This is a genomic window from Luteibacter sahnii (assembly GCF_034063545.1).
GTDB classification, from domain to species: Bacteria; Pseudomonadota; Gammaproteobacteria; order Xanthomonadales; family Rhodanobacteraceae; genus Luteibacter; species Luteibacter sahnii.
In genome coordinates, this window is sequence record NZ_JAQLOK010000001.1 from 256,884 (window position 1) to 281,768 (window position 24,885).

24 protein-coding genes are annotated in these 24,885 nt (G+C 69.4%); 16 read left to right on the top strand and 8 right to left on the bottom strand.

Features of this window, described 5'->3' with window-relative positions; all coding sequences use genetic code 11:
• The first annotated feature begins 26 nt into the window (after window positions 1–26).
• The 6 genes from ldcA to PI246_RS01200 are packed head-to-tail and all read left to right on the top strand — an operon-like array spanning window position 27 to window position 4,363.
• Window positions 27–944: a muramoyltetrapeptide carboxypeptidase gene (ldcA, locus tag PI246_RS01175; protein WP_320549455.1), complete on the top strand. Its 918-nt coding sequence runs from the start codon at window positions 27–29 to the stop codon at window positions 942–944.
• A gap of 44 nt (window positions 945–988) precedes the next feature.
• Entirely contained in the window at window positions 989–1,456 is a 468-nt protein-coding gene (gene ribH / locus PI246_RS01180) for a 6,7-dimethyl-8-ribityllumazine synthase (protein WP_320549456.1), read from the top strand.
• Window positions 1,453–1,902, top strand: coding sequence for a transcription antitermination factor NusB (gene nusB, locus PI246_RS01185; RefSeq protein ID WP_320549457.1), 450 nt, complete (start codon window positions 1,453–1,455; stop codon window positions 1,900–1,902). The genes ribH and nusB overlap by 4 nt, the downstream gene beginning before the upstream one ends.
• Window positions 1,903–1,939: 37 nt before the next feature.
• Window positions 1,940–2,893, top strand: coding sequence for a thiamine-phosphate kinase (gene thiL, locus PI246_RS01190; protein WP_320549458.1), 954 nt, complete (start codon window positions 1,940–1,942; stop codon window positions 2,891–2,893).
• Window positions 2,890–3,387, top strand: a complete 498-nt coding sequence (locus PI246_RS01195) for a phosphatidylglycerophosphatase A family protein (RefSeq protein ID WP_320549459.1) — start codon at window positions 2,890–2,892, stop codon at window positions 3,385–3,387. The genes thiL and PI246_RS01195 overlap by 4 nt, the downstream gene beginning before the upstream one ends.
• Window positions 3,388–3,397: 10 nt before the next feature.
• Complete coding sequence (locus tag PI246_RS01200; RefSeq protein ID WP_320549460.1) at window positions 3,398–4,363, top strand: potassium channel beta subunit family protein; 966 nt, start codon at window positions 3,398–3,400, stop codon at window positions 4,361–4,363.
• Between the two features lie 84 nt (window positions 4,364–4,447).
• On the opposite strand, the gene PI246_RS01205 is transcribed toward PI246_RS01200, so the two are convergent.
• Together PI246_RS01205 and PI246_RS01210 are read right to left on the bottom strand one after the other, a co-directional pair.
• Complete coding sequence (locus PI246_RS01205; protein WP_320549461.1) at window positions 4,448–5,182, bottom strand: 16S rRNA (uracil(1498)-N(3))-methyltransferase; 735 nt, start codon at window positions 5,180–5,182, stop codon at window positions 4,448–4,450.
• Between the two features lie 22 nt (window positions 5,183–5,204).
• Window positions 5,205–6,575: an adenosylmethionine--8-amino-7-oxononanoate transaminase gene (locus tag PI246_RS01210; RefSeq protein ID WP_320549462.1), complete on the bottom strand. Its 1,371-nt coding sequence runs from the start codon at window positions 6,573–6,575 to the stop codon at window positions 5,205–5,207.
• Between the two features lie 47 nt (window positions 6,576–6,622).
• Between PI246_RS01210 and gspN the strand changes: the two genes are divergently transcribed.
• The 5 genes from gspN to mazG are packed head-to-tail and all read left to right on the top strand — an operon-like array spanning window position 6,623 to window position 10,347.
• Window positions 6,623–7,396, top strand: coding sequence for a type II secretion system protein N (gene gspN, locus PI246_RS01215; protein WP_320549463.1), 774 nt, complete (start codon window positions 6,623–6,625; stop codon window positions 7,394–7,396).
• Window positions 7,393–8,181 carry an inositol monophosphatase family protein gene (locus PI246_RS01220; protein WP_320549464.1) on the top strand — a complete coding sequence of 263 codons (789 nt, stop codon included), beginning with the start codon at window positions 7,393–7,395 and terminating at the stop codon, window positions 8,179–8,181. The genes gspN and PI246_RS01220 overlap by 4 nt, the downstream gene beginning before the upstream one ends.
• The gene (gene nudE, locus PI246_RS01225; RefSeq protein WP_320549465.1) at window positions 8,178–8,735 is read left to right on the top strand and encodes an ADP compounds hydrolase NudE; all 558 of its coding nucleotides are present in this window, start codon (window positions 8,178–8,180) and stop codon (window positions 8,733–8,735) included. Before PI246_RS01220 ends, nudE begins: the two co-directional genes overlap by 4 nt.
• Window positions 8,732–9,553 carry a 3'(2'),5'-bisphosphate nucleotidase CysQ gene (gene cysQ, locus PI246_RS01230; RefSeq protein ID WP_320549466.1) on the top strand — a complete coding sequence of 274 codons (822 nt, stop codon included), beginning with the start codon at window positions 8,732–8,734 and terminating at the stop codon, window positions 9,551–9,553. Before nudE ends, cysQ begins: the two co-directional genes overlap by 4 nt.
• Window positions 9,550–10,347: a nucleoside triphosphate pyrophosphohydrolase gene (mazG, locus tag PI246_RS01235; protein WP_320549467.1), complete on the top strand. Its 798-nt coding sequence runs from the start codon at window positions 9,550–9,552 to the stop codon at window positions 10,345–10,347. Before cysQ ends, mazG begins: the two co-directional genes overlap by 4 nt.
• A 56-nt stretch (window positions 10,348–10,403) precedes the next feature.
• Here the strand turns inward: mazG and PI246_RS01240 are convergent, their stop codons facing one another.
• Window positions 10,404–10,898, bottom strand: a complete 495-nt coding sequence (locus tag PI246_RS01240) for a hypothetical protein (protein WP_320549468.1) — start codon at window positions 10,896–10,898, stop codon at window positions 10,404–10,406.
• 170 nt (window positions 10,899–11,068) lie between these two features.
• Here PI246_RS01240 and PI246_RS01245 point away from each other — a divergent pair, with 170 nt between their 5' ends.
• Window positions 11,069–11,836 (top strand): DUF4097 family beta strand repeat-containing protein, encoded by a 768-nt coding sequence (locus PI246_RS01245; protein WP_320549469.1) that lies wholly within the window; start codon window positions 11,069–11,071, stop codon window positions 11,834–11,836.
• Between the two features lie 59 nt (window positions 11,837–11,895).
• Window positions 11,896–12,999 (top strand): SLC13 family permease, encoded by a 1,104-nt coding sequence (locus PI246_RS01250; protein ID WP_320549470.1) that lies wholly within the window; start codon window positions 11,896–11,898, stop codon window positions 12,997–12,999.
• 38 nt (window positions 13,000–13,037) lie between these two features.
• Here PI246_RS01250 and PI246_RS01255 read toward each other — a convergent pair whose 3' ends face one another.
• The 5 genes from PI246_RS01255 to PI246_RS01275 all read right to left on the bottom strand — a co-directional run bounded on the left by PI246_RS01255 (window position 13,038) and on the right by PI246_RS01275 (window position 19,387).
• Window positions 13,038–14,321 (bottom strand): polyhydroxyalkanoate depolymerase, encoded by a 1,284-nt coding sequence (locus PI246_RS01255; protein ID WP_320549471.1) that lies wholly within the window; start codon window positions 14,319–14,321, stop codon window positions 13,038–13,040.
• Window positions 14,322–14,401: 80 nt separating this feature from the next.
• Window positions 14,402–15,166, bottom strand: coding sequence for a class I SAM-dependent methyltransferase (locus PI246_RS01260; RefSeq protein WP_320549472.1), 765 nt, complete (start codon window positions 15,164–15,166; stop codon window positions 14,402–14,404).
• Window positions 15,167–15,201: 35 nt separating this feature from the next.
• Complete coding sequence (locus PI246_RS01265) at window positions 15,202–17,478, bottom strand: xanthine dehydrogenase family protein molybdopterin-binding subunit (protein ID WP_320549473.1); 2,277 nt, start codon at window positions 17,476–17,478, stop codon at window positions 15,202–15,204.
• Complete coding sequence (locus PI246_RS01270) at window positions 17,475–18,026, bottom strand: (2Fe-2S)-binding protein (RefSeq protein ID WP_320549474.1); 552 nt, start codon at window positions 18,024–18,026, stop codon at window positions 17,475–17,477. The genes PI246_RS01265 and PI246_RS01270 overlap by 4 nt, the downstream gene beginning before the upstream one ends.
• A gap of 47 nt (window positions 18,027–18,073) precedes the next feature.
• Window positions 18,074–19,387 (bottom strand): APC family permease, encoded by a 1,314-nt coding sequence (locus PI246_RS01275; RefSeq protein WP_320549475.1) that lies wholly within the window; start codon window positions 19,385–19,387, stop codon window positions 18,074–18,076.
• Between the two features lie 214 nt (window positions 19,388–19,601).
• Between PI246_RS01275 and PI246_RS01280 the strand changes: the two genes are divergently transcribed.
• Genes PI246_RS01280 through murD form a run of 3 tightly spaced genes read left to right on the top strand, consistent with a single transcriptional unit; the run spans window position 19,602 to window position 24,848 of the window.
• Window positions 19,602–22,163, top strand: coding sequence for a bifunctional aspartate kinase/diaminopimelate decarboxylase (locus tag PI246_RS01280; RefSeq protein ID WP_407069774.1), 2,562 nt, complete (start codon window positions 19,602–19,604; stop codon window positions 22,161–22,163).
• The gene (murL, locus tag PI246_RS01285) at window positions 22,160–23,509 is read left to right on the top strand and encodes a UDP-N-acetyl-alpha-D-muramoyl-L-alanyl-L-glutamate epimerase (RefSeq protein ID WP_320549477.1); all 1,350 of its coding nucleotides are present in this window, start codon (window positions 22,160–22,162) and stop codon (window positions 23,507–23,509) included. The genes PI246_RS01280 and murL overlap by 4 nt, the downstream gene beginning before the upstream one ends.
• Window positions 23,496–24,848, top strand: coding sequence for a UDP-N-acetylmuramoyl-L-alanine--D-glutamate ligase (gene murD, locus PI246_RS01290; protein ID WP_320549478.1), 1,353 nt, complete (start codon window positions 23,496–23,498; stop codon window positions 24,846–24,848). The genes murL and murD overlap by 14 nt, the downstream gene beginning before the upstream one ends.
• Window positions 24,849–24,885: the final 37 nt, after the last annotated feature.

Sequence of the window (24,885 nt, forward strand, 5' to 3'; positions counted from 1 at the left end):
CCTGACGCCCCGATAGCCCGGACCCGATGACCTACGACATCCGCCTGATCGCCCCTTCCGGTTACCCGCACGACGTGCCGGCCGTACGCCGCGGCGTCGAACGGCTCGAAGCGGCCGGTCACCGCCTGTCCGGCCTGGACGTGCTTGATCGCCGCCAGCTGCGGTTCGCCGGCACCGACGCGGAGCGTGCCGGCGATCTCAACGCGCTGGTCGACGGTCCGTTGCCCGACGTGGTGCTGGCGATCCGCGGCGGCTACGGCGTGCATCCGCTGCTGCCCCTGCTCGACTACGAGGGGCTGCGTCGCCTGGCGACGGCGCCCGTGGCGCTCATCGGGCATAGCGACTTCACCGCGCTGCAATGCGCCCTGCTGGCGCGCAGCGGCGTCGTCACCCTCGGCGGTCCGATGCTGGCGTCCGATTTCGGGGCGTCCCGGCTCGATGCCCTGACCTGGGACCACGTGTGGCACGTACTTGCCAGCGATCAGGCCGAGGTAGCCTGGGAATCGCCGGGTACGCCCGCCGTCGCCGTCGAAGGCACGATCTGGGGCGGCAACCTCGCGATGCTCACCAGCCTCGCCGGTTCGCCGTATTTCCCGGAGGTCGACGGGGGCATCCTTTACATCGAAGACGTGGCCGAGCCACCGTACCGGGTGGAGCGCATGCTCTACCACCTGATCCACGCCGGGGTGCTCACCCGGCAGAAGGCCCTGGTCCTGGGCGATTTCACCAGTTACCGCGTGGCCGAATACGACAACGGCTACGACCTTCCGCTCGCCTTCGATCGAGTGGCGGCCGCAGCCGGCATCCCCTTCGTCGCCGGGCTGCCGTTCGGCCACGGGCCGACCAAGGTCACCCTGCCGTTCGGGTCGGCGGGGCGCCTGGAAGTAAGTGGCGGTCGCGCCCGGCTCGTCTTCGCCGGGCACCCGCGACCCAAAACCCCGTAAAATAGCCGGCCGCCCGGCGGCCGATCCGTCATCAGGACACCCACATGAAAATCATCGAAGGCGATTTCGCCACTCCCAAGGGCCGTTTCGCCATCGTCGCGGGCCGCTTCAACGCGTTCGTCGTCGAACCCCTGGTCGACGGCGCGCGCGACGCGCTGGTGCGCCATGGCGTGAAAGACGACGCGATCGACCTCATCCGCGTACCCGGCGCGTGGGAGATCGCCCAGGCCGCCTACAAAGTCGCCGGTTCGGGCCAGTACGCCGCCGTGATCGGCCTGGGCGCGGTCATCCGCGGTTCCACCCCGCATTTCGACTACGTGGCCGGTGAGGCGGCCAAGGGCCTGGGCCAGGCCGCCTATGCCCACGGCGTGCCGGTGTGCTTCGGCGTGCTCACCACCGACAGCATCGAGCAGGCCATCGAGCGCGCGGGTACGAAGGCGGGCAACAAGGGTGTCGACGCGGCGATGGTCGCGATCGAGATGACCAACCTCTACGCGAAGCTCGGCCAATGACGCCCACGCCTCCCCACGGTATCGATCTCCAGGCCCGCTCGCGCGCCCGCCGTCGCGCGCTCCAGGCGCTCTACGCCTGGCAGGTCGGCGGCTCGAAGATGGGCCAGGTCATCGCGCAGTTCCGCCATGAGCAGGACATGGAAGTGGCCGACCTCGAATACTTCGAAGACATCCTGCGTGGCGTCGAGCAGCACGTGGCCGAACTCGACGACGGCATCAAGCCCTTCGTCGACCGCGAAGTCGGCCAGATCGACCCCATCGAGCGCGCAGCCCTGCGCATGGGTGCCTACGAGCTGAAATACCGCCCGGACGTGCCCTACCGCGTCGTGATCAACGAGGCGGTGGAGGCTACCAAGCGCTTCGGCGCCGACCACGGCCACAGCTATGTGAACGGCGTGCTCGACAAACTCGCGACGCATTGGCGTACGGCCGAGAAGCGATCCTGACGTACCCGCGCGATCCCCGCGCGTCGATGGAGTACGCATGGAATTCGACCTGATCGACCGCATTCGCCGGCACACCGACGTCCACCGAGACGACGTGCTGACCGGCATCGGTGACGACGCGGCCGTCGTCGCCGTTCCGACGGGACGCGAACTGGCCATCGCCGTGGATACCCTCGTCGAGGGCGTGCATTTTCCGGTAGGCACCGCGCCCGCCGACATCGGCTGGAAAGCCCTGGCGGTCAATCTCTCCGACCTTGCCGCGATGGGCGCCACGCCCGCGTGGGCGCTGCTCGCGCTGACCCTGCCAACCCCGGACGAGGCTTTCGTCGATGGTCTCGCGCGCGGCTTCGCCGAGTTGGCCACGCCGTTCCGGCTGGCGCTGATCGGGGGCGATACGACGCGCGGCCCGCTCACCGTCACCGTGGCCGTCCACGGCTTCACCGCGCCCGACGGCGCGCTCCTGCGCTCGGGAGCCCGGCCGGGCGACGTCGTGATGGTCACCGGCACGCTCGGCGACGCCGCCGCAGGCCTGCGTTGCCTGGCGGAAGCCGATGCCTCGCCCTACGCGGCCCTCGTCGACCGGCTCAACCGGCCTACGCCACGGGTGGCCGCGGGGCAGGCCTTGCGTGGCGTGGCCACCGCCTGCATCGACATCTCCGATGGCCTCGTGGCGGATCTGGGCCATATCTGCGCGGAGAGCGGCGTGGGCGCAGACATCGACGCGGCGATGCTGCCGCGCTCGGCGGCGATGCTGGCGCATTTCCACGACGCCGATGCGCTGCAGTTCGCTTTGGGCGGCGGCGACGATTACGAACTCTGCTTCACCGTGCCCGCCGACCGTGCCGGCGACGTGGCCGCCGACCTTGCCCGCCTGGGCTGTGGCGCGGCGCGTATCGGCCGCGTCGTCGAAGGCTCGGGCGTGCGCGTCACCGGCACCTCGGGCGAATCGGTGATGCTGGCCCGCACCGGCTGGAACCACTTCGCCGCATGAGCACGAAGTATGTCCTCGACCCGGCCGATCGTCGCCGCCTGCTCGCATCCCCCGCGGGCTGGATCGCCTGCGGCTTCGGGTCGGGCCTGGTGCCCCGGGCCCAGGGCACGGCGGGATCGCTCGCGGCGCTCGTACCGTGGCTAGTGCTGCGCGACCTGCCATGGCCGGCGTGGATCGCGCTGATCGTGGCGTCGTTCGCCGTCGGTGTGTGGGCGTGCGACGTGGCGGGTCGGCGCATCGGCGTCGACGATCATCGCAGCCTGGTCTGGGATGAATTCGTCGGTCAGTGGATTGCGTTGCTGCCCGCGCTCTGGGCGCCCTGGTGGGCGGTGCCGCTGGGCTTCGTGCTCTTTCGCGTGTTCGACGTCGCCAAGCCGCCGCCGATCGGCTGGTTCGACCGGCGCGTGAAAGGCGGCCTGGGTGTCATGCTCGATGACGTGATCGCTGGCCTCATCGCCGCGGTCGTGCTCTGGATTGTCCTGTCGTTCGTCTGAGGAAATCGCCATGCAATATCGCCGACTCGGCGCCACCGGCCTGCAACTGTCCGCGCTGTCTTACGGCGCGTGGGTCACGTTTGGCCGGCAGGTGGGCCGTTCCGACGCCCGCGAGTTGATCGCGCTGGCCTACGACCATGGCGTGAATTTCTTCGATAACGCCGAGACCTACAACGCGGGCGAGGCCGAAACGCTGATGGGCGACGTCATCGCCGACCTGCGCCTGCCGCGCGATGCGTATTGCGTGTCGAGCAAGGTGTATTTCGGTGCGGTGACCGATCCGAAGCCGACGCAGAAAGGGCTTTCGCGCAAGCACGTGTTCGATGCCTGCCACCAGGCACTGCAACGTCTGCGCGTGGATTATCTCGACCTGTATTTCTGCCATCGTCCCGACCCGGACACGCCGGTGCTCGAAACCGTGTTCGCGATGGATACCCTGGTGCGGCAGGGCAAGGTGCTTTACTGGGGCACCAGCGAATGGCCGGCGGCGCTCATCGGTGAGGCGCATCGCGTGGCGAACCAGTACGGCCTGGTGCCGCCGTCGATGGAGCAGCCGCAATACAACCTGCTGCACCGGGAGCGGGTCGAGCGCGATTACGCGCCGCTGTATGCCGCCCATGGCATGGGCACCACCGTCTGGTCGCCGCTGGCGTCGGGCCTGCTGACCGGCAAGTACAACGACGGCGTGCCGGACGATTCGCGCCTGGGCCACCCGGATTACGCGTGGTTGCGCGATGCCCTGCTGGCCGACGACGGCGCGGCGTTGAAGACCGTGCGTGCCCTGGCCCCGATCGCGCAGGATCTGGGCGTGCCGATGTCGAGGATGGCGTTGGCGTGGTGCCTGAAAAATCCGCACGTGTCGACGGTGATCCTCGGTGCGAGCAAGCAGGCCCAATTGGAAGACAACCTCAAAGCCCTGGACGTCGTGGACCGGCTTGACGACACCGTGATGGCCAGGATCGCCGCGGCGCTCTGACGGCCACGGGGACTGCGCACGTCGTCGCAGCCATGCCGGCTGGCGCCGGATCGCCGATGCGATCGCTCAGGGGCGCCTTCGGAGCTACACGTCGCCGTAAAGCGCCTGCAACGCGGCGATGGCCGCCAGCCCGGCGGTTTCCGTGCGCAGGATGCGGGGGCCGAGGCGCAGTCCGGTGAACCCAGCTGTCGCCAGCGCCGCGCGATCGCGTTCGCCGAAGCCGCCTTCGGGGCCGATCGCCAGCACGGAGGAGCCGGTCAAGCCCAGTTCCGCCGGCCGCACCGTGCCCTCCGGCAACAGAGCCAGTCGCACCGGCGCCTCGGCGTCCAGCGCCCCTAACCACGCCGACAACGGCAGCGCGGCCTCGATGACCGGCAACCGCGCGCGCCCCGACTGCTCGCACGCGCTCGCGGCGACCGCCCGCCAGTGCAGCAGGCGCTTCTCGGCGCGCGCGGCGTCGAGCTTCACTTCCGAGCGCTCGGTGATCAGCGGGACGATCCGCGTGATGCCCAGTTCGGTGGCCTTCTGCACGATGAGGTCCATCTTTTCGCCACGCGCCACGCCCTGGGCGAGCGTCAGCGACAGCGGCGACTCGTTGCGCACGACGCGGCCCTCGCCCAGCGTCGCGCGCACTTCGCGCTTGCCTACCGCGCTCAGCACGGCGTCGTATTCGATGCCGTCGTGCCCGGCGAACAGCACCACCGGCGCGCCCACCTCCAGGCGAAGGACACGGGCCAGGTGTTCGCCGGCCTGCGCGGGCAGGGCGATGTCGGCGCCGCTGGACAAAGGCATGTCGGCATGAATTCGGATCGTGCGCATGGAGGGATTCTCGTCGGGAGGATCAGGCGACGGCGGTCTCGATACCCGCGATGGCCGTGTCGACCATGAAGTCGATCTCCTGCGGGGTGATCACGTAAGGCGGCATGAAGTACACGATGTTGCCCAGCGGGCGCAGCAACGCGCCGTGCGCGAGGCCATGGCGGTACACCCGCAGGCCGCGCCGGTCGGTGGCGGGAAACGGCGCGCGCGTGGCCTTGTCGGCGACCAGTTCCACGGCCGCGATCATGCCGGTCTGGCGCACGTCGCCGACGTGGGGATGGTCCGCCAGCGGCGCGATGCGCCGCGCGAGGTGCGCGGCGAGTTCGCGGTTACGCTCCAGCACCGGATCGTCGCGGAAAATCTGCAACGTGGCGGTGGCGGCCCGGCAGGCCAGCGGATTGCCGGTGTAGCTGTGCGAATGCAGGAACGCCTTGCCCGCCGCGTATTCCGCGTAGAACGCCTGGTAGACGTCATCGGTGGTGACCACCGCGGACAACGGCAGGAACCCCCCGGTCAGGCCTTTGGACAGGCACATGAAGTCGGGCGATACACCGGCCTGTTCGCAGGCGAACAGCGTGCCCGTGCGGCCGAAACCGACAGCGATCTCGTCGGCGATGAAGTGCACGTGGAACTCGTCGCACAGTGCGCGCAGCCCGGTGAGGTAGGAGGCGTCGTACATGCGCATGCCACCGGCGCACTGCACCAGCGGCTCGACGATGACCGCGCAGGTCTCGTGCGCGTGTCGCTCGAGCAGCGCACGCATGTCGCCCAGGCGGCGGGTGGCGACCTCGCGCGGCGTCTCGCCGGGCTCGCCTTCGTAGGTGTCGGGCGAGGGTGCGAGTTCCGGGGTGAGCAGCAGGGGCGCGTAGGTGGTGCGATACAGCGCCACGTCGCTGACGGACAGCGCGCCGAGGGTTTCGCCGTGGTAGCTGCCGGTAAGCGCGATGAACCGTGTTTTCTCGCCGTGGCCGCGATTGAGCCAATAGTGGAAGCTCATCTTCAGCGCCACTTCGATGGCCGCCGAGCCGTTGTCGGCGAGAAACACCCGCTCGAGCCCGGGCGGGGTGATGCGCACGAGTTCTTCCGCCAGTTCGACCGCCGGCGGATGGGTGAACCCGGCGAAGATGACGTGCTCCAGGCGGTCGAGCTGGTCTTTCAGGGCCGCGCCGATCCGGGGCTCGGCATGACCGAAGAGGTTGGTCCACCACGAGCTGACGGCGTCGAGGTACCGCTTGCCGTCGGCACCGACCAACCATGCCCCTTCGCCACGCAGGACGGGTACCATCGGGAGGGTTTCGTGGTCGTGCATCTGGGTACACGGGTGCCAGAGCACGGAAAGATCGCGCGCTGCCAGCGCGTCGGGCCGCGGGGCGGCGAAAAGGGCGTCGTTCATCCGCCCATGATCGCCGCCAGGCGGCTCTCTCTCAAGTGAGGTGGCTGTTGAAGTGGTTCCGCCGGATCGTCATCGCGATCGCACTCCTGGCCCTCGGTGCCGGGCTGTTCTACGTTTTCCTGCCCGCGCGGGTGGTGGCGGCGCTCATCGAGCAGCGTGCCCATGGTCTCACGCTCGACGGGGTGTCCGGCACGGCCTGGGACGGCCACGCCGCCCGGGTGGTTTCGGCCGGCGGTCGTGACCTCGGCGTGCTCGAATGGCGGCTCGGCCGCGACGCCATCCTGGGACGCATCCACCTGGACATCCACCTGCAAGGCGCGGCAGGGCGCGTCGACGCCCACGTCGAGCGCACGCAGCCCGGGCTCACGCGCTTGAGCGGCGTCGCGTTCCGGCTCGACGCCGGCGCGCTGGCCGGGCCCGCGCTGCCACGCGAACTGGTGCCCCAGGGCATGATCGAGGGCACGGTGCCCCGGGCCGACCTGCAGGACAACTGGCCGATGACGCTCGACGCCGACGCGCGCTGGCGTGACGCGGCGGTGCGCACGCCCGAGGGCGTCGTCGCCCTTGGCGGCATGGCTTTCAAGGCGAACAGTCGCGCCGGCGTGCTGCGTGCCGCCCTCAAGGACGACGGCGACGGTTCGTTGCGGGTGGACCTCGGCGTGGCCGGCTCGCCGCTGGGCTGGCGCATGGACGGCGTGCTGGCGCCGCGCATCGCCGATACCGCGCTCACCCATCTCATCGCCCGTTTCGGCCCCGTGGGGCGCGACGGCACTGTCGTTTTCCACCGCAAGGCGGGCCTCGCGCCCGCGGACACGCCATGACCGACCTCCTCGACAAGGCGCTCGCCGCCGCCCGCGATGCCGCCGGTGCGGCCGCCGAGATCATCCTCCACTACTGGCGCACCGGCACCGACGTCGACCTGAAGGGCGATGACACGCCGGTCACCGTCGCCGACCGCGAGGCGGAGCTGGCCATCCGCCGCATCCTCGCCGCCGCGCTGCCCGAAGCGGGCATCTATGGCGAGGAATACGGCGCCGACGACACCTCGCGCGAGTGGTTGTGGCTGGTCGATCCGCTCGACGGCACGAAGAGCTTCGTGCGGCGCACGCCGTTCTTCTCGACCCAGATCGCCTTGATGCACAGGGGCGAGACGGTGCTCGGCGTCTCGTCGGCGCCGGTGTACGGCGAGCGCATGTGGGCGGTGCGTGGCCGCGGTGCGTTCCTGGACGGTAGCCCGGTGCGCGTGGCCCCCACCGCCCGCCTTGCCGATGCCGTACTGTCCACGGGCAACGTCAAGACGCTCACCCGCGACGCCCGCTGGGATGCCCTGGGCGGCCTCATCCGCGACAGCAACCGGATCCGCGGCTACGGCGACTTCTGCCACTACCACCTGCTGGCCCGCGGCGGCGTCGACCTGGTGATCGAATCCGACGTGGGTATCCTCGACGTCGCGGCGCTGGCGGTCATCGTCAGCGAAGCCGGCGGCGTGTTCACCGACCTCGACGGGCGTCCACCGGGCCTGGCGACCACCAGCGTGCTCGCTGGCGTGCCGGCCATCCACGACGCGGCGCTGGCGCGGCTGCGGGACGCTACAATCGCCCGATGAACAAGAGCCCCACCATCCTCGCCACGCGCGACGCGACCGACAGCCACCTCCGCCGCGTCGAGGAAGTCGACCTGGAGTTTTCCAACGGCGAGCGTCGCACCTACCAGCGCCTCAAGAGCGGTGGCCACGGCGCGGTGTTCATCGTGGCCCTGCGCGACGAGCACACCGTGCTGCTGGTGCGCGAATACGGCGTGGGCCTCGAACGCTACGAACTGGGGGTGCCCAAGGGGCGCCTGGACCGCGACGAGACGGTGGAGCAGGGCGCCGATCGTGAGCTGAAAGAAGAAGTCGGCTTCGGCGCCCGCAAGCTCACGGTGCTCGGGGCGCTGTCGCTTTCCCCGTCGTACATGACCCATATGGCCCACGTGGTGTTGGCCGAAGACCTCTACCCCGAGCGCCTCCAGGGCGACGAACCCGAAGAACTCGACGTGGTGCCCTGGCGCCTCGACGACCTGCACGGCCTGATCGCCCGCGACGATGTCACGGAGGGACGCTCGATCGCCGCGCTGTTCATGGCGCGCGAATACCTCGCGGGTCGGTATCGCCCCGCATGAGCGTGGGAGATCCCTCGGCCTACCTGGAGGCCCTGCGCGACATCGCACGCCGCGCCGCGGACGCCATCCTCGAGGTCTATGCGCAGGATTTCGACGTGGTCTGCAAGGCGGACGACTCCCCCGTCACCGCCGCGGACCTCGCGGCACAGCGGGTGATCGCCGAGGGCCTTGCCGCCCTTACACCCGACGTACCGGTGATTTCCGAAGAGGCCGCGGCCGCGTCGTGGGCCGAGCGCCGCACGTGGCGCCGTCATTGGCTGGTCGATCCGCTCGACGGCACCCGTGAGTTCGTCAAGCGCAACGGCGAGTTCACCGTGAACATCGCGCTCATCGAACACCACCGGGCGGTGGCGGGCGTCGTCCTCGCCCCGGTCAGCGGCGACACCTACTACGCCGCGCAGGGCGCCGGCGCATGGCGCCAGGCCAGCGCCGGGGACACTCCGGTTCGCATCCGCTCCCGTCCGGTGGCCGACACCCTGGGCATCATCGGCAGCCACTCGAACCCGGGCGCGATCACCCGGACGCTGCTCGAACGCCTGGGCCCGCACGAGCGGGTGCCACTGGGCTCTTCGCTGAAGTTCTGCGTGATCGCGCGTGGCGATGCCGACCTCTACCTGCGCCTGGGCGCCACGTCCGAATGGGACACGGCGGCCGCGCAGTGCGTGCTCGAGGAAGCCGGCGGTGCCGTGCTCGACCTGGCCGGCCGGCCGTTCCGCTACAACACGCGCGATTCGCTCATCAATCCCGAATTCATCGCCTGTGGCGACACCACCGTCGACTGGGCGGCGCGACTCATCGATCCGGACCGGCGCGCATGACCCGCCCCATCGACGACCTGCTCGCCATCATGGCCCGGCTGCGCGACCCCGACACGGGATGTCCCTGGGACATCAAGCAGAGCTTCGCCACGATCGCGCCGTATACGATCGAAGAGGCTTACGAAGTGGCCGATGCCATCGATCGCCGCGACATGCACGACCTGCGCGACGAACTGGGCGACCTGCTGCTCCAGGTGGTGTTCCATGCGCGCATGGCCGAAGAAGACGGTCACTTCGCGTTCGGCGACGTGGTCGCGTCGATCTGCGACAAGATGCGGCGCCGACACCCGCACGTGTTCGGCGACGTCACGCACGACAGCGACGCCGAGCGTTCGCGCGACTGGGATCGCCTCAAGGCGGAAGAACGCAAGGCCAAGGGCACGGACGACACCAGCGCGCTCGCCGGCATCTCACGCGGCCTCCCCGAGTGGCAGCGCGCGGTGAAATTGCACAAGCGTGCCGCGAACACCGGTTTCGACTGGCCCGACTACCGACCCGTGCTCACCAAGCTGGCCGAAGAAATCGACGAAGTGCGACACGAGTTCGAGCATGGCGCCGACCCGGCGCGCCTGGCCGACGAGATCGGCGACGTGCTCTTCGTCGCCACCAACCTCGCGCGTCATGCGGGAGTGGATGTCTCCCACGCCTTGCGCGGTGCGAATGCGAAGTTCGAGCGGCGCTTCCGTGCGATGGAATCGCTGGCGGCGCAGGAAGGCCGCACGCTGTCGTCGTATCCGCTGGACGAACAGGAGCACCTCTGGGCCCGCGTCAAACGCGACGAGACCCCGCCGTAGTAGCGCGCCCTGCGCGCGACCGGGTATCCGTTCGCGCACAGGGCGGGCACCACCGATTACTTCGCCGCCGGCCCCTGTGACGACATGCGCGCCTTGAAGGCTTCCATCTCGGCGTGGCGCTTCTGGTCCTGGGCGAGGCTCTCGTCGAGGCTCTTGCGCATCGTGGCGATCGCCGCGTCCGTGTTCTGCGGCTGCATCTGCGCGCGGGCGAGGTGGCGATACGCGTAGTCGCGCACCATCGGGTTCTGCGACTTGGCCAACACCTCGTTGTAGAGCGCCGGCAGTTCCTTCTGGCGGCCCGACATCACGTAGAGGCGTTCGAGACTGCGCAGGTCGCCGATGACGCCGTTGCGGCCCATCATCTGGCCGCGACCGTGGTGGCCCCAGTGGCCATGGTCGGCCGGACCGCCGGCGGGACGGGGGCCCTGCGGCGCGTGCGGGGCGGCGGCGGGCGCCGGCGGCGTCGGAGCGGCATCCTGCGCGAACGCGAAGGCGGCCGAGCCGGCGAGGAGGAGGGAGGCGACGCTGGCGATGAGGGTCTTGCGCTGCATGGAGGTTCTCCGGATTCGGTGGGTCTTGCACGGGAAAAAACGTGCCGCCCGGGTGCCGGTTGACCGCGATGTTGCCGTCCGATCAGTTTCGCGTGAAATCGGGTCGTGCAACCTTTTGCGTCCGGCGCGCATCCATCCCTCGTCGATCCCATCGCCCAGGAGGAAAACCCATGCGCCGTACCCTGCTTGTCCTGTTGCTGCTCGCTCCCGTCGCGGCCATGGCCGACGATGCCCAGTGCGCGTTCCGTGCCGACCGCCAGCTCGATCTCGACCTGACCGGGGTACGCCATGTGCTGTTGAAGACGAACGCCTTCGACATCAACGTGGAGGGTGCATCCGGCGGCAAGGGCACCGCGCACGGCCGGGCCTGCGCTTCCAGCCAGGCTTTGCTCGACGCCCTCACCATCGCGCAGTCCAGGCAGGGCGACACGCTCACGGTGGAGCTGAGCCCGGACAACCACACGTGGTCGTTCGGGCACAGCTACACCGACTTCCGCGTCGACGTCAGCCTGCCGGCCAACCTGCCGGTGACCGTCGAGGTCGGCTCCGGCGACGCGAAGGTGCATGGCGTCGCTTCGCTCGAGGCGTCGGTCGGCTCCGGCAACCTCGACGCCAGCGACATCCGTGGCGATGTGGCGGTCACCGGCGGATCGGGCGACATGAAGATCGCGCGCGTCGGCAAGCTCAGCGTGAAGTCGCTGGGTTCGGGCGACCTCACCGTTCGTGAGGCGGCCAGCGTCGGCATCGGTTCGGTGGGCTCCGGTGATGCGAAGCTCAACGACATCCAGGGTGACGTGGAGGTGCGTTCGGTCGGATCGGGCGACGTGGAGGTCGACAACGTCCGCGGCAACCTGACCGTGCATTCCCGCGGCAGCGGCGACGTCAATTACCATGGCGTCGGTGGCAAGGTCGACGTACCGCGCGACGACGATCGATGATGCCACGCGGGCCGGTCGGCCGGATATGATCCGTTCGCCCCGAACGGAACGATCCCTGGATGACCTGGTTGCCTGAATCGCTTCGCGCCCTCCGGCGCGACGTGCTGTTTATCGTGTTGCTGCTCGTGGCGGTCGCTTTCGCGATCGCCGTGCCGTCGCGCGTCCCGGCGTGGCCGTCGCTCGTCGACTGGCCGACGATCGCCGCCCTTTGCGGCCTGCTGCTGCTGACCAAGGCGGTCGAAGCCAGCGGCGCGCTGGACGTGGCGGGGCACTGGCTCATCGACCGCACGGCGACCCGCCGCATGGCGGCGCTGGTGCTTGTCGCCGCGACAGCCGTGCTGTCGATGCTGCTCACCAACGATGTCTCGCTGTTCGTCATGGTGCCCCTGACGCTGAGCGTGTGCCGCATCGCGCGCATGCCGGCCACGCGACTGGTGGTGTTCGAAGCGCTCGCCGTCAACGCCGGCTCGATGCTGACGCCGATCGGCAACCCGCAGAACCTCTTCCTGTGGCAGCAATGGGGCATCGGCTTCGGTGGCTTCGTCGAGGCGATGCTGCCGTTGGCGGGCCTGGCCCTGGCCTTGCTGCTGATCGTGACGGCACTGGCGTTTCCCGCCGACACGCTCCAGGTGCACGAGCGCGGTTCACGAGGTGCCGATCATGCTTTGCTGATCGTGGCTGCCGCGCTTTACGTACCGTTTCTGGTGCTGGCCGACATGGGCCATGCGGCGTGGGGCCTGGTGGCCGTGCTGGGGGTGTTCCTCGTGTTCCGCCGCCGTATCGTGGGCGCGATCGACTGGGGCCTGCTGCTGACCTTCGTGCTGATGTTCATCGACCTGCGCTCCCTGGCATCGCTCGATGCCGTGCGTGGGTTCGTCGGCTCGCTGGGCCTGTCGCATCCGGCCCATCTCTATGTGACGGGCGCTTTCGCCTCGCAGGTCGTCAGCAACGTGCCGGCGGCGATCCTCCTGGCGGCGTATTCCCACGACTGGCGCACGCTGGCCTGGGCCGTCAACGCGGGTGGTTTCGGCTTCGTGCTCGGTTCGCTCGCGAACCTGATCGCGCTGCGTCTGCTGGGCGACAAGAGGGCCTGGATCAGCTTCCACGCATGGTCGCTGCCCTTCTTCGTGGTGGTGGGCCTGCTCGGCCTCCTCCTGCTGTAGGAGCGCGCGTTGCGCGCGGCGGAGGCGGCCCCGATCGCTCAGGCCCGGCGCGTGCCCTTTTCGCCGGTGTTGCTGTTGCCCTTGTCGTGCGCCTTGATGAAGTCACGTACGTCGGGGTACACCACCTCGCGCCAGCGGCGGCCGCTGAAGATGCCGTAATGGCCGGCGCCGGCCACGGTGATGTGCTTCTTGCGCTTTTTCGGGATGCCCTTGCACAGGCCGTGCGCGGCCTCCGTCTGGCCGAGCCCGGAGATGTCGTCGAGCTCGCCTTCGATGGTGAGCAGGGCCGTGTGCTTGATCGCCGCCGGTTTGACCCGCTCGCCGTGCACGTCCCACGTGCCCTTGGGCAGGCGGTGTTCCTGGAACACCGTCTCGATGGTGTCGAGGTAATACTCCGCCGGCATGTCGAGCACGGCGTTGTATTCGTCATAGAACTTGCGATGCGCCTCGGCGTCGTCGAGGTCGCCCTTGCGCAGGTTTTCGTAGAAGTCCCAGTGCGACATCAGGTGGCGGCTGGGGTTCATCGCGATAAAGCCGGCGTGCTGCAGGAAGCCCGGATACACCTCGCGGCCCGCGCCCGGATACTGATAGGGCACCTTGTGGATGAGTTGGCTGCGAAACCACGACAGCGGTCGCGTGGTGGCGAGGTTGTCGACGCTGGTCGGGCTTTTGCGCGTGTCGATGGGGCCACCCATCAGGGTAAGCGTGGCCGGCGTGGCCTCGCCCCGGGCCGCCATGAGCGACACGGCGGCGAGCACCGGCACCGTGGGCTGGCAGACCGACACCACGTGGGCGCGATGCACGCCCACGTGGCGGATGAATTCCTCGATGTACGACACGTAGTCGGCGAGCGAGAACGAGCCCTCGCTCGCCGGGATCATGCGTGCGTCGACCCAGTCGGTGATGTAGACCTTGTGGTCGCGCAGCAGCGTACGCACGGTGTCGCGCAACAACGTGGAGTGATGTCCCGAGAGCGGCGCCACCACGAGCACGGCCGGATCGTGCTTCATCGTGTCGACCGTGGCCTGGTCGTCGGAGAAGCGCTTGAAGCGCTTGAGCGTGCAGAAGGGCTTGCTCATGGCCACCTGCTCGACGATAGCCACGTCGTGGCCGTGCGCATGCACGCTGTGGATGCCGAACTCGGGCTTCTCGTAGGCCTTGCCCAGGCGGAACATCAACTCATAACCCGCCGCGGCGCGGTCGGCTCCCGGCATGCGGGCGAAGGGGCTGGCGGCGTCGCCGAACATCTTCGCGCTCGCCTCCGCCCAATAGGTGAGCGGGCTGAGCATCGAGCGTTGCCATTCGTGCATGAGGTAGAGCATGCAGGTTCCGGGGGCGGGAAAGTGGGCGCATCATAACCAGTTGCGCCGCGTCATGTGTAAAGCCCCTGTTTTAGCTCGATTTAAAGATCACCCTTGCGGCAGACCAGCAGGATTTCATCGACGCCCGGGGCGGGCGAGAAGCCGGGTTCGAGGCGCAGCGGCTTCTGGAAGCGCACGCCCAGCGGCATGAAGACGCGGTTGTACCACCACATGGCGCGGGCGCGTTGGTGGGTGAGGAACCACTGCCCCAGATCGAGCAGCTTCGAGGATTTCGGCTGCATGCCATAGACCGCGCTGCGCTCGATGTGGAAGTCGTGGCGGGCGAGCAGGGCGCGGATTGCCTCGGGCTCGTAGCGCCGGTAATGGCCCACGAAGTCGTCGAACGCCGTCCACGCCGCCGGGTGAAGCGGCACGGAGATCAGCAGGCTGGCGCCGGGTTCGGCGACGCGGGCCAGTTCGGCGAGGGCGCCGTCATCGTCCACCACATGTTCGAGGATGTCGAAGGCGCAGACGAAGTCGAAGCTGCCGTCGCGGAAGGGCAGCGCACCGATCATGGCGTTGGCGACGCGGGCGCCGTGCCGGGCCAGTTCGGCGAGCGCGGGGCGGCTGAGGTCGGCGAACTGGGTGTCGGTCAGCGGCAGGCGCGGACGCAGGCCGGGCGCGATCTCCAGCCGGCGCGTGCTGCGCCCCACCAGTTCGGCCACCAGTGGCCAGGTGTTGAAGCGCTGCGGCGCGAACAGCTTCGCCTCCGACCACAGGGCGTCGTAAAAGCGCCGGTTGCTGCCAATGAGATCGGCGTCGGTGCGCGGGGCGGGCGTCCCCGAGGAAAGCGATGCGTGTGTCATGCGAAACCTCGGGGGAAGGGAGCGGCGTGGTGGTGTCAGCGCAGGCGCGCCAGCTCGCGCAGCAGCGGAAGCCGGCGAATGCGAACCGCGGTGGCCCGGAACACGGCGTTGGCCAGGGCGGGCGCCGCTGACGGGACGCCCATGACGCTGGCGCCGGTCGGCGCCGCCGTGGACGACACGATGACGGTCTCCACCTCGTTCGGCATCGCCTGGGCCGGCGACAGGGGATAGTCGCGCAGCCCGGTCTGCTGCACCTTGCCGTCCCTGACCGTGATGGCGAGATTGAGGGCGGTGGACAAGGCATCCATCGTGGCGCCCTGCAGCTGCGCCTCCAGGCCGAGCGGATTCACCACCCGACCGACGTCGGCCACGCAGACGGCGCGCACGATGTCGATGCCGTCCTGCGTGGGCGCAACCTCGACCGCGTGGGCCACGTACGCACCGAACACATAGGCGCAGGCGATGCCCAGGCCGTTTTCGCTGCGCAGCCAACGGCTCCAGTCGAGCTTGTCGGCCGCCAGTTTCAGCACGTTGGCCAGCCGTGCGGTGTCGATGGGACCACCGCGACCGCCGTAAGCCAGCTGGCGAGGCTCGCCCAGCAGGTGGAGGCGGAAGTCGAGCGGGTTCGCGTTGAGCGCGTGGGCGAGTTCGTCGATGAAGCTTTCGCTGGCAAATGTCGGAGTGACGTTCGGCGAGCCGCGCCAGTCGCCGCGTGGCAGCTGCGACGCGAGGGGATACCAGTCGCTGCGGTAGTTCGGCACGACACCGGCCGGCAGCGCGTCGGCGACCAGCTCGGACTGCCACAGGCGATCGTCGGGCACCTGATGGCCCACCAGTGCGGAGGGGCTGGCCATGCGCTGGTGCCAGCCCACGAGGTTTTTCTTGCGGTCGAGCGAGGCGCTGATGCGATGCACCGCCAGCGGCCGATAGTAGTCGTGCGCGAGGTCGTCGGCGCGCGTCCAGAGGAGTTTGACAGGCCGGTTGCGGATATCGTCGGGCTTTTTCGCCAGCGCCACGGCGAGCGCTTCGGCGACGTAATCCGAGGCCAGGCGCCGTCCGAAGGCACCGCCGCCGCGTGGCACGCGGATATCGATCTGGCCGGGCTTCATGCCGGTCATCCGCTGCACCACCGCGTAGACGTCGCGGGGTGACTGGGTGGCGGCGATCACGGTGACGCTGGTGTCCGGATCGAGCCGGACGATGCAGGCGGGCGTCTCGGCCGTGGCGTGAGCCATCCAGGGCTGAACGTAGGTGGCATCGAGCGTGCGTGCGGCCTTCTTGCGTGCCGTGGTCACGTCACCGTCGTTGCGCACCGTGGACGGCGTCGCGTCGTCGTTGCCGAACAGATCGAGCGCCTGCTGCTCCAGCGTGGCGGCCGACGGCTCGGCGGTCGCGCCGGGCTTCCAGGTGGCCTTGAGCGCGGCGCGGCCGGCCAGCGCCGACCAGGTGTCCTCGGCGAGCACGGCCACCGCCGGCGCCTGCGCGGCCATGCCCGGTACCTGGCCCGCGTCGGGCGCGATGTCGATCACGGCGCGCACGCCCTTGATCGCCGAGGCGGCCTGGCGGTCGGCCTGGTCGAGGCTGCCGCCGGGATAGGGGCAACGCGCCAGCACCACCACGAGCGGCTCGCCGATGGTCTCGTCGAAGGTATAGGCCAGCGTGCCGGTCACGACGGCGCGTGCGTCCACGTCGCCCGCGGGCTGGCCGATGAGGCGGTAGGCGTCCGGCTGCTTCAGGGGCGGCGCCGTCGCGGGGGCGTCGATGCCAGCGGCGGTGGCGGCGAGGTCGGCGTAGGACACGCGACGGCCATCGGAGGCCGTCACCATGCCTGACGCGACGCGGAGCTGGTCGGCCGGCACGCCGAGTCGGCGCGCGGCGGCCTGCAGCATCAGCCAGCGGGCCAGGGCGCCGGCCTGGCGCAGGTCGGCCCAGGCGGCCGGAATGCTCGTGGCGTCGCCGCTGCGCTGGCGACCGTAGGTAAACGTCGGCTGGCCGTTGTCGTCGTCGACGCCCAGGCCAAGCGATTCGACGACCACGCGCTGCCAGTCGGCGTCCATCTCGTCGGCGATGATCCGCGCGAGCGAGGTGGCGGTACCTTCGCCGTTATCGGGGTCGCGCACGCCGATGAAGATGCGCCCGTCGGCGGCTACGCGCAGGTAGGGGCCGAGTTGCTTCCAGGTGTCGCCCAGCAGCGCGAGCGGCACGGGCTGCTCGGCGGCCTGGACGGTGCCGATGCCGATCACCAGGGCGCCGGCGGTGGTCGCGGCGTACTTCAGGAAACGGCGGCGCGACAGACGGACCTCGCCGCTCATGCCTTGGGATCCTTCAGGGTCGCGGCGGCTCGCTTGATCGCCTTGCGGATGCGGCCGTAGCTGCCGCAGCGGCAGAGGTTGCCGATCTTGTCGATGTCGGCGTCGGACGGGTTCTTCTGGCGCGAAAGCAGGTCGACCGCGGCCATGATCTGGCCCGGCTGGCAGAAACCGCACAGGATGGCGTCTTCGTCGATCCACGCCTGCTGCACCGGATGCAGCGTGCCGTCCTTGCCGGCAAGCCCTTCGACGGTGGTGACCCGCTTGCCGGACATCTTCGCCATCTTCATCTGGCACGACGGCACGGCCTTGCCGTCGACGATCACCGTGCAGAAACCGCATTCGCCCTGGTCGCAGCCGTATTTGGCGCCGGTCAGGCGGAGCACGTCGCGCAGGTACCACAGCAGCGGCATCGCCGGGTCGCCCGTGTGCCGGAAGCGCTCCTCGTTGACGATGAGGTCGATGCCTTCGCGTACGGGCTTGGGCGCCGGCTGGTTGGGATCCTGGGCGGCGGGAACGGGTACGGGCGACGTCGGGCCTTGCTGTGCCATCTGTTTTCCTCGGCTGAACCCGGGCATTGTGGCATCCGTGCCCGGGTTCAGCGAGCGACTTTACTGAACAGGCGCCGCCACACGGCATACACGGGCAGCCCGGCGAGCACCACGAGGCAGACCACCGCCGCGCTCATCGGCTTGGACCACGCATAGGCCACCACCACCGCGATCACGGTGGCGAGGAAGACGAGCGGCAGGAGTGGGTACGCAGGCGTGACGAAGCTCGGGCGGTCGCCGGCCTTGCGGCGATACCAGAACAAGGTCGCGATCGTCACCGCGTAGGCGGCCCAGTCGCCGAAGGCGGCGAAATCGAGCAACTGACCATAATTGGCCGCCAGTACGAGCACCATGGCCCAGCCCGCCAGCATCACCAGTGCCACGTTCGGCGTGCGATAGCGCGGATGCAGGCGCGCCACGCTGGAGAAGAACAGGCCATCCTCGCCCATCACCTGCAGCACGCGCGCGCCGGCCACCAGCGTGATGTTGCAGAAGCCCAGGGTGGAGATCGCGATGCCGATGGCGATGATCTTCGCGCCCGCATCGCCGAACACGCGGCTCATGACATCCGCCGCCGGCGCCTGGCTCGCGGCGAGGCCCGCGTGGCCGAGCACGGCAAGGTAAGCGTAGTTGGTGAGCACATAGGCGCCGATCACCACGAGCATGCCGACCACGAGCGCGCGGGGCAGCGTGCGTTGCGGGTCGCGCACTTCGCCGGCGAGGTTGTTGAGGTAGCTGAATCCGGAAAACGCGAACAGCACCGGAAGCAGGGCGCCGGCGAGATTGCCCGAGGGCGGAATCGTCGAGGGTGCCAAGGCCTGCGTGGTGCCCGCGCCGGCGAACGCGAGGCCGGTGACCACGAGCACGGTGATGGCCGCGAGCTTGAGGATGGCGAAAACGTTCTGCACCTGCGCGCCCAGCCGGATGCCGAACAGGTTGATGCCCGTCACGAAACACATCGCTCCCACCGCCAGCGGCTTGACCAGGCGGGGCGACAGCCCGAAGACCGAGGTGGCGTAGCTGCCGAAGATCGTCGCCACCGCGGCGCTGCTGCCGCTGTAGATCACCAGCAACATGGTCCAGCCGAACAGGAACCCGGCCAGCCGTCCGAAGGCTTCGCGCAGGTAGACGTAACTACCCCCGGCCTCGGGCCGGCGGGCGCCCAGTTCGGCGTAACACAGGCATCCCACCAGGGTCAGCAGGCCGGCGGCCACCCACAGGCCGAGCAGCACCAGGCCCGACTCGGTGCGCTGGGCCACGATGCCCGGGTTGAGGAAGATGCCGCCGCCGATGATGCCGCCCACGACGATGAGCGCGGCGTCCAGGAGGGTAAGGCGGCGGGCGTAGCCGGGATGGTCCATGCGGTGCGGGTCTGTTGGCGGGGCAAGGGTGGAGGATGGCGTGGGCGGGGGGAGATGGGAAGGGGACGGGCTCGTGTTTGCCTTTTTCCCGTTGCAGCGCAACACTTCGACCGATTTGCCGGCCCATCCCGGCGACTACTTTCCCCACCACCCAAAGAGTCCCGTGAGCGAGAACGCAAACGCGCCGTTGCCCGCCAACGCGCCCTGGATCGTCATGAAGTTCGGCGGCACCTCCGTGGCCACCGCCGCACGCTGGCGCAACATCCTTGAACTGGCCGCCAGCCGCCGCGCCGAAGGCGCCCGCGTGCTGATCGTGGTATCGGCCCTGTCCGGCGTCACCGATGGCCTGAAACAGCTTTGCACTCACTCCGAACCCAAACGCCGCTCGGACGCGGCCTCCGCACTGGCCGATCGCCACCACGCCCTGCTCGCCGAGATGTCGCTGGCCATGCCCCGGACGCTCGGTGCGCGCCTGGCCGACCTCGCCGGTCTGGCCGGCAACGGTGCGGGGGATCTCGGCGAACTGGCCTGGCAGGCCGCCGTGCAGGCGCACGGCGAACTGATGTCGAGCGCGCTCGGTGCGGCCTTCCTCAGCGCCAACGGCCTGCCCACCACCTGGGTCGATGCGCGCGAGTGCCTGCATTCGGTGGCCCTACCCAACCAGAACGAGCGTACCCGCCTGCTCTCGGCGATGGTCGAGCCGCATCACGACGCCGCGCTTGCCGCGTCGCTGGCGACGCGTGGCGACGTTTTCATCACGCAGGGCTTCATCGCCTGCGACGAGACCGGCCGCACGGTGTTGCTCGGCCGTGGCGGCTCCGACACCTCGGCGGCCTACTTCGGCGCCCTGCTGGGCGCCGCGCGGGTGGAGATATGGACCGACGTCGCGGGCATGTTCAGTGCGAATCCGCGCCAGGTAAGCGGCGCGCGACTGCTCCGGCGGCTGGATTACGAAGAGGCCCAGGAAATCGCCTCCACCGGGGCCAAGGTGCTGCATCCACGCTGCCTGTCGCCGTTGCGCGAGCCCCGCGTGCCCCTGCTGGTGAAGGACACCAACCGTCCCGAACTCGAAGGCACCGTGATCGGTCCCGAGGTGCGCGAGCATGCGCCGAGCATCAAGGCGATCAGCGCGCGCAAGGGCATCACGCTGGTCTCGATGGAATCGGTCGGCATGTGGCAGCAGGTGGGTTTCCTCGCCGACGTGTTCGATGCGTTCAAGCGCCATGGCCTTTCGGTCGACCTCATCGGCTCGGCGGAGACCAACGTCACCGTGTCGCTCGATCCGACCGAAAACCTGCTCGATTCGGATGCCATCGCCGCGCTCGCCGCCGACCTGGCGCGGGTGTGCCGGGTCAAGGTGATCGCGCCCTGCGCGGCGATCACGCTGGTCGGCCGTGGCATGCGTTCGATGCTGCACAAGCTGTCAGGCGTGCTCGCGGAGTTCGGCCAGATGCGCGTGCACCTGATTTCGCAGTCGTCGAACAACCTCAACCTCACCTTCGTGGTGGACGAGGACGTCGTCGACCAGATGCTGCCGCGCCTGCACGAGTTGCTCATCGGCGCCGGTGCGCTGCGCACCGACGACAGCCTGGTCTTTGGTCCGAGCTGGCAGTCGCTCTACGGCAGCGGCGACCCGGCCCTGCCGTCGGCCGCGTGGTGGCAGGCCGAGCGCCCGCGTCTCATCGAACTGGCAAGGCAGCGCACGCCGCGCTACGTCTATCACTTGCCGACCGTGCGCGCGCAGGCGCGCCAGGTCAAAGGCCTGCGTGCCGTCGACCGCGTGCATTACGCGGTCAAGGCCAATACGCATCCGGGCATCCTCAAGGTGCTGGCCGAGGAAGGCTTCGCGTTCGAATGCGTCTCGCCAGGCGAACTGGCCGCGGTGTCCGCGGCCGTGCCGGACGACGTGCCGCTGCTGTTCACGCCCAACTTCGCGTCGCGCCGTGACTTCGCCGCGGCGTTGTCCACCCGCGCCACCGTCACCATCGATGCGCTGCATCCGATGGAACACTGGGGCGACCTCTTCGCCGGCCGCGACATCGTGCTGCGCGTCGACCTCGGTCGCGGGCTCGGCCACCACGACAAGGTGAAGACCGGCGGCGTCGGCAGCAAGTTCGGCGTGCCGATCGAACACATCGATCGGTTCCTGCGCCTGGCGGGCGATGCCGGCGCGCGCGTGATCGGCCTGCACGCGCACCTGGGCTCGGGGATTCTTGATGCCGCGCACTGGGGCGAGGTGTATTCGCAGCTGGCCGCGCTGGCCGAACGCATCGGCACGCTGTCGGTGCTCAACATCGGCGGTGGCCTGGGCGTGCCCTCGCATCCGGGCGAGTCGCCGCTGGACATGGCCGCGCTGGACCGCGTGTTGACCGCGGTGCGCCAGGCGTATCCGCAATTCCAGCTATGGATGGAGCCGGGGCGGTTCCTCGTCGCCGATGCGGGCGTGTTGCTGGCCCGGGTCACCCAGGAGAAAGAGAAGGGCGCCAACGTGCGCTACCTCGGCATCGACACCGGCATGAACAGCCTGATCCGGCCCGCGCTGTACGACGCGTGGCACGAGATCGCCAACCTCACGCGGCACGGCGAGCCGGCGACGACGATGTACCAGGTCGTCGGCCCCATCTGCGAGTCCGGCGATACGCTCGGTTCCGACCGGCGCCTGCCTGAATCGCGCGAGGACGATGTCATCCTCATCGCGCAGGGTGGCGCGTACGGCGCGGTGATGGCATCCCGATACAACCTGCGCGACGAGGCCGACGAGGTGCTGATCCCGTGACTTCCGTGTACACCGATCCCCGCGCGAGCCAGCGCTTCCGTTTCGTGCGTCATGCCTACGTCGATGGCGTCGCCGAGCTGGCCTATGCGTTCGACGACGGCCCGGAGCTGGTCGAGCGGGTGAGCTTTCCCGGTGCGCCCGCCGTGCCTGCGGGGCGCGAGACGGCCTTTGCGGCTGCCCTGCGCCTGCTGCACCTGGTCGCCGGCGTCAGCTATTACAAGGCGGGCATCCCCGGCACCCTCGTCGTGGAGGGCGAACCGCTCGACGAAGACAGCGCCTCGCTGGCCGATGCGCTCTACCTGCACGGCCTGGCCGAGTTCGCCTATCGCAACCGGCTCGACCTGCGCGGCCGCATCCGCTTTCCGTTCGCGGCCAAGGGCGGCGGCAAGGCGCCGGCCGTGGGGCTGCCGAAGCGATCGCTGCTGCCGATCGGCGGCGGCAAGGACTCCGTCGTCGCCGTCGAGGCGGTCAAATCCATCGGTGCCGACGCCACCGCGGTGTGGGTCGGCAATTCGCCGCTTATCGCCGCCTGCGCCGCGCGCACGGGGTTGCCGACGCTGAACATCGGCCGCGAACTCGCGCCCGGCCTGTTCGAACTCAACCGCCTGGGCGCGTGGAACGGCCACATCCCGGTCACCGCGATCAATTCGGCGATCCTCACCCTGGCGGCCATCCTCTACGGCTATGACTCGATCGTGTTTGCCAACGAGCGCTCGGCCTCGGTCGCCACGCTCGAGTACGACGGCCAGGAAGTGAACCACCAGTGGAGCAAGGGCTTCGGTTTCGAGAAGACCTTCCACGACTACCTGCATTCGCACGTGGCGGCCGATCTCGATTACTGCTCCTTGCTGCGGCCGTGGTCGGAGCTGGCGGTGACCAGCGCCTTCGCCCGCCTGGGCGGGCATTACTTCGACGTATTCTCCAGCTGTAACCGCAACTTCAAGATCCTCGGCCCCAAGCCCGCGGACCGCTGGTGCGGGCAGTGCCCGAAGTGCCACTTCGTGTTCCTCGCGCTGGCCCCCTTCATGGCCAAGCCGCGCCTGTTGTCGATCTTCGGGCGCAACCTGCTCGACGACGACGCGCTCGCCGGGGCGTTCGACGCGTTGCTCGAATACAAGGACCACAAGCCGTTCGAGTGCGTGGGCGAGGGCGACGAAGCGCGCGCCGCGCTGGCCGCGCTCGCCGAGCGGCCGGAGTGGCGCGAAGACGCCCTGGTGGCGCGTTTCCGCACTGAGATCCTTCCGCAGATCGATCGCGCGGACCTCGCGTTGGCGCCGTGGCTGATGCCGGGCGCGTCGCACCTGGTGCCCGAACGCCTGCGGGGAGCGCTGGATGCGCTGGGCTGATCTGGAGGGGCGGCGTGTCGCCGTCTGGGGTTTCGGTCGCGAGGGGCGCGCGGCGCTGAACGCGCTGGCGCGACACCTGCCCGGCCAGGCGGTGGACCTGCTCTGCGCCCCCGCCGAGGCGCGCGTGGCCGGGGATGCGTTCACCTCGGTTCGCGTGCGCACCCAGACGCCCGACGAGGCGCTGCTGTCCGGCTACGACGTCGTGATCAAGTCGCCGGGCATTTCCGCGTACAAGCCCGAACTGCTGGGCGCGCAGGCGCGCGGCACGCGCTTTACCTCGGGCACCGCGCTGTGGTTCGGCACGCATCCGGGCGAACGCACCATCGCCGTGACCGGTACCAAGGGCAAGAGCACCACGTCGGCGTTGCTGGCGCACCTGGCGCGCTCGCTGGGCGTGCGCACGGCCCTGGCGGGCAACATCGGCCTTCCTTTGCTCGAACTCGACGGCGCGTCGGCCGCGCTCTGGGTGATCGAACTGTCGAGCTTCCAGACCGGTGACGCCCTGGGCGTCGATCTGGGCGTCGTGACCAGTCTTTACGAAGAACACCTCGACTGGCATGGGTCGCGCGAACGCTACGTCGACGACAAGCTCAAGCTGCTCGCCGCGTCGGCGCGCGTGCTGGTGAACGCGACGCAGCCCGCGCTGCTCGCGCGTGCGGTGGCCCATCCGGGACTCATCACCTTCGGCGATACGGCGGGATGGCACGTCGCCGAGGGATGGATTCGCCGCGGCACGCAGGACGTGGTGCCCGCGTCGGCCGTGGCGGCCCCTGGCCTGCACAACGCGCTGAATGCCTGCGCGGCGCTGGCCGCCCTCGAACAGATGGGCCTGGACGCGCGCGCGGCGGCACCCGCCGTGTCCACCTTCGTACCGTTGCCGCATCGCCTCCAACCGCTGGGCCAGCACGAGGGCTTGCACTGGGTGAATGACTCCATCAGCACCACGCCCCTGGCGAGCCTCGCCGCGTTGGAGAGCTTGGGGGAGCGGCGCGTTGCCCTGATTGTCGGCGGCCACGATCGTGGCCTCGACTGGATGTCCTTCGTCGACGCGATGGGGCGCCAGGCGCCGTTGGCCATCGTCTGCCAGGGTGCCAACGGACCACGCGTCGCCGATGCGCTGGAGGCCGCGGGGGTGGCGGGCGTGCATCGCGCGCTCGACCTCGCGGCCGCCGTGGCCGCCGCGCGCCACGCGCTCGGTGGCGATGGCGTGGTCGTGCTGTCGCCCGGTGCGCCGAGCTTCGACCAGTTCAAGGATTACGCCGAGCGCGGCCAGCGGTTCGCGGCGCTCGCGGGCTTCGAGCCGGGCGTGGCATCGATCCAGGGTCTCGGCATCGCCTGATGCCGAATCGCCGATACCTTCGGCTCACACCCTTCGG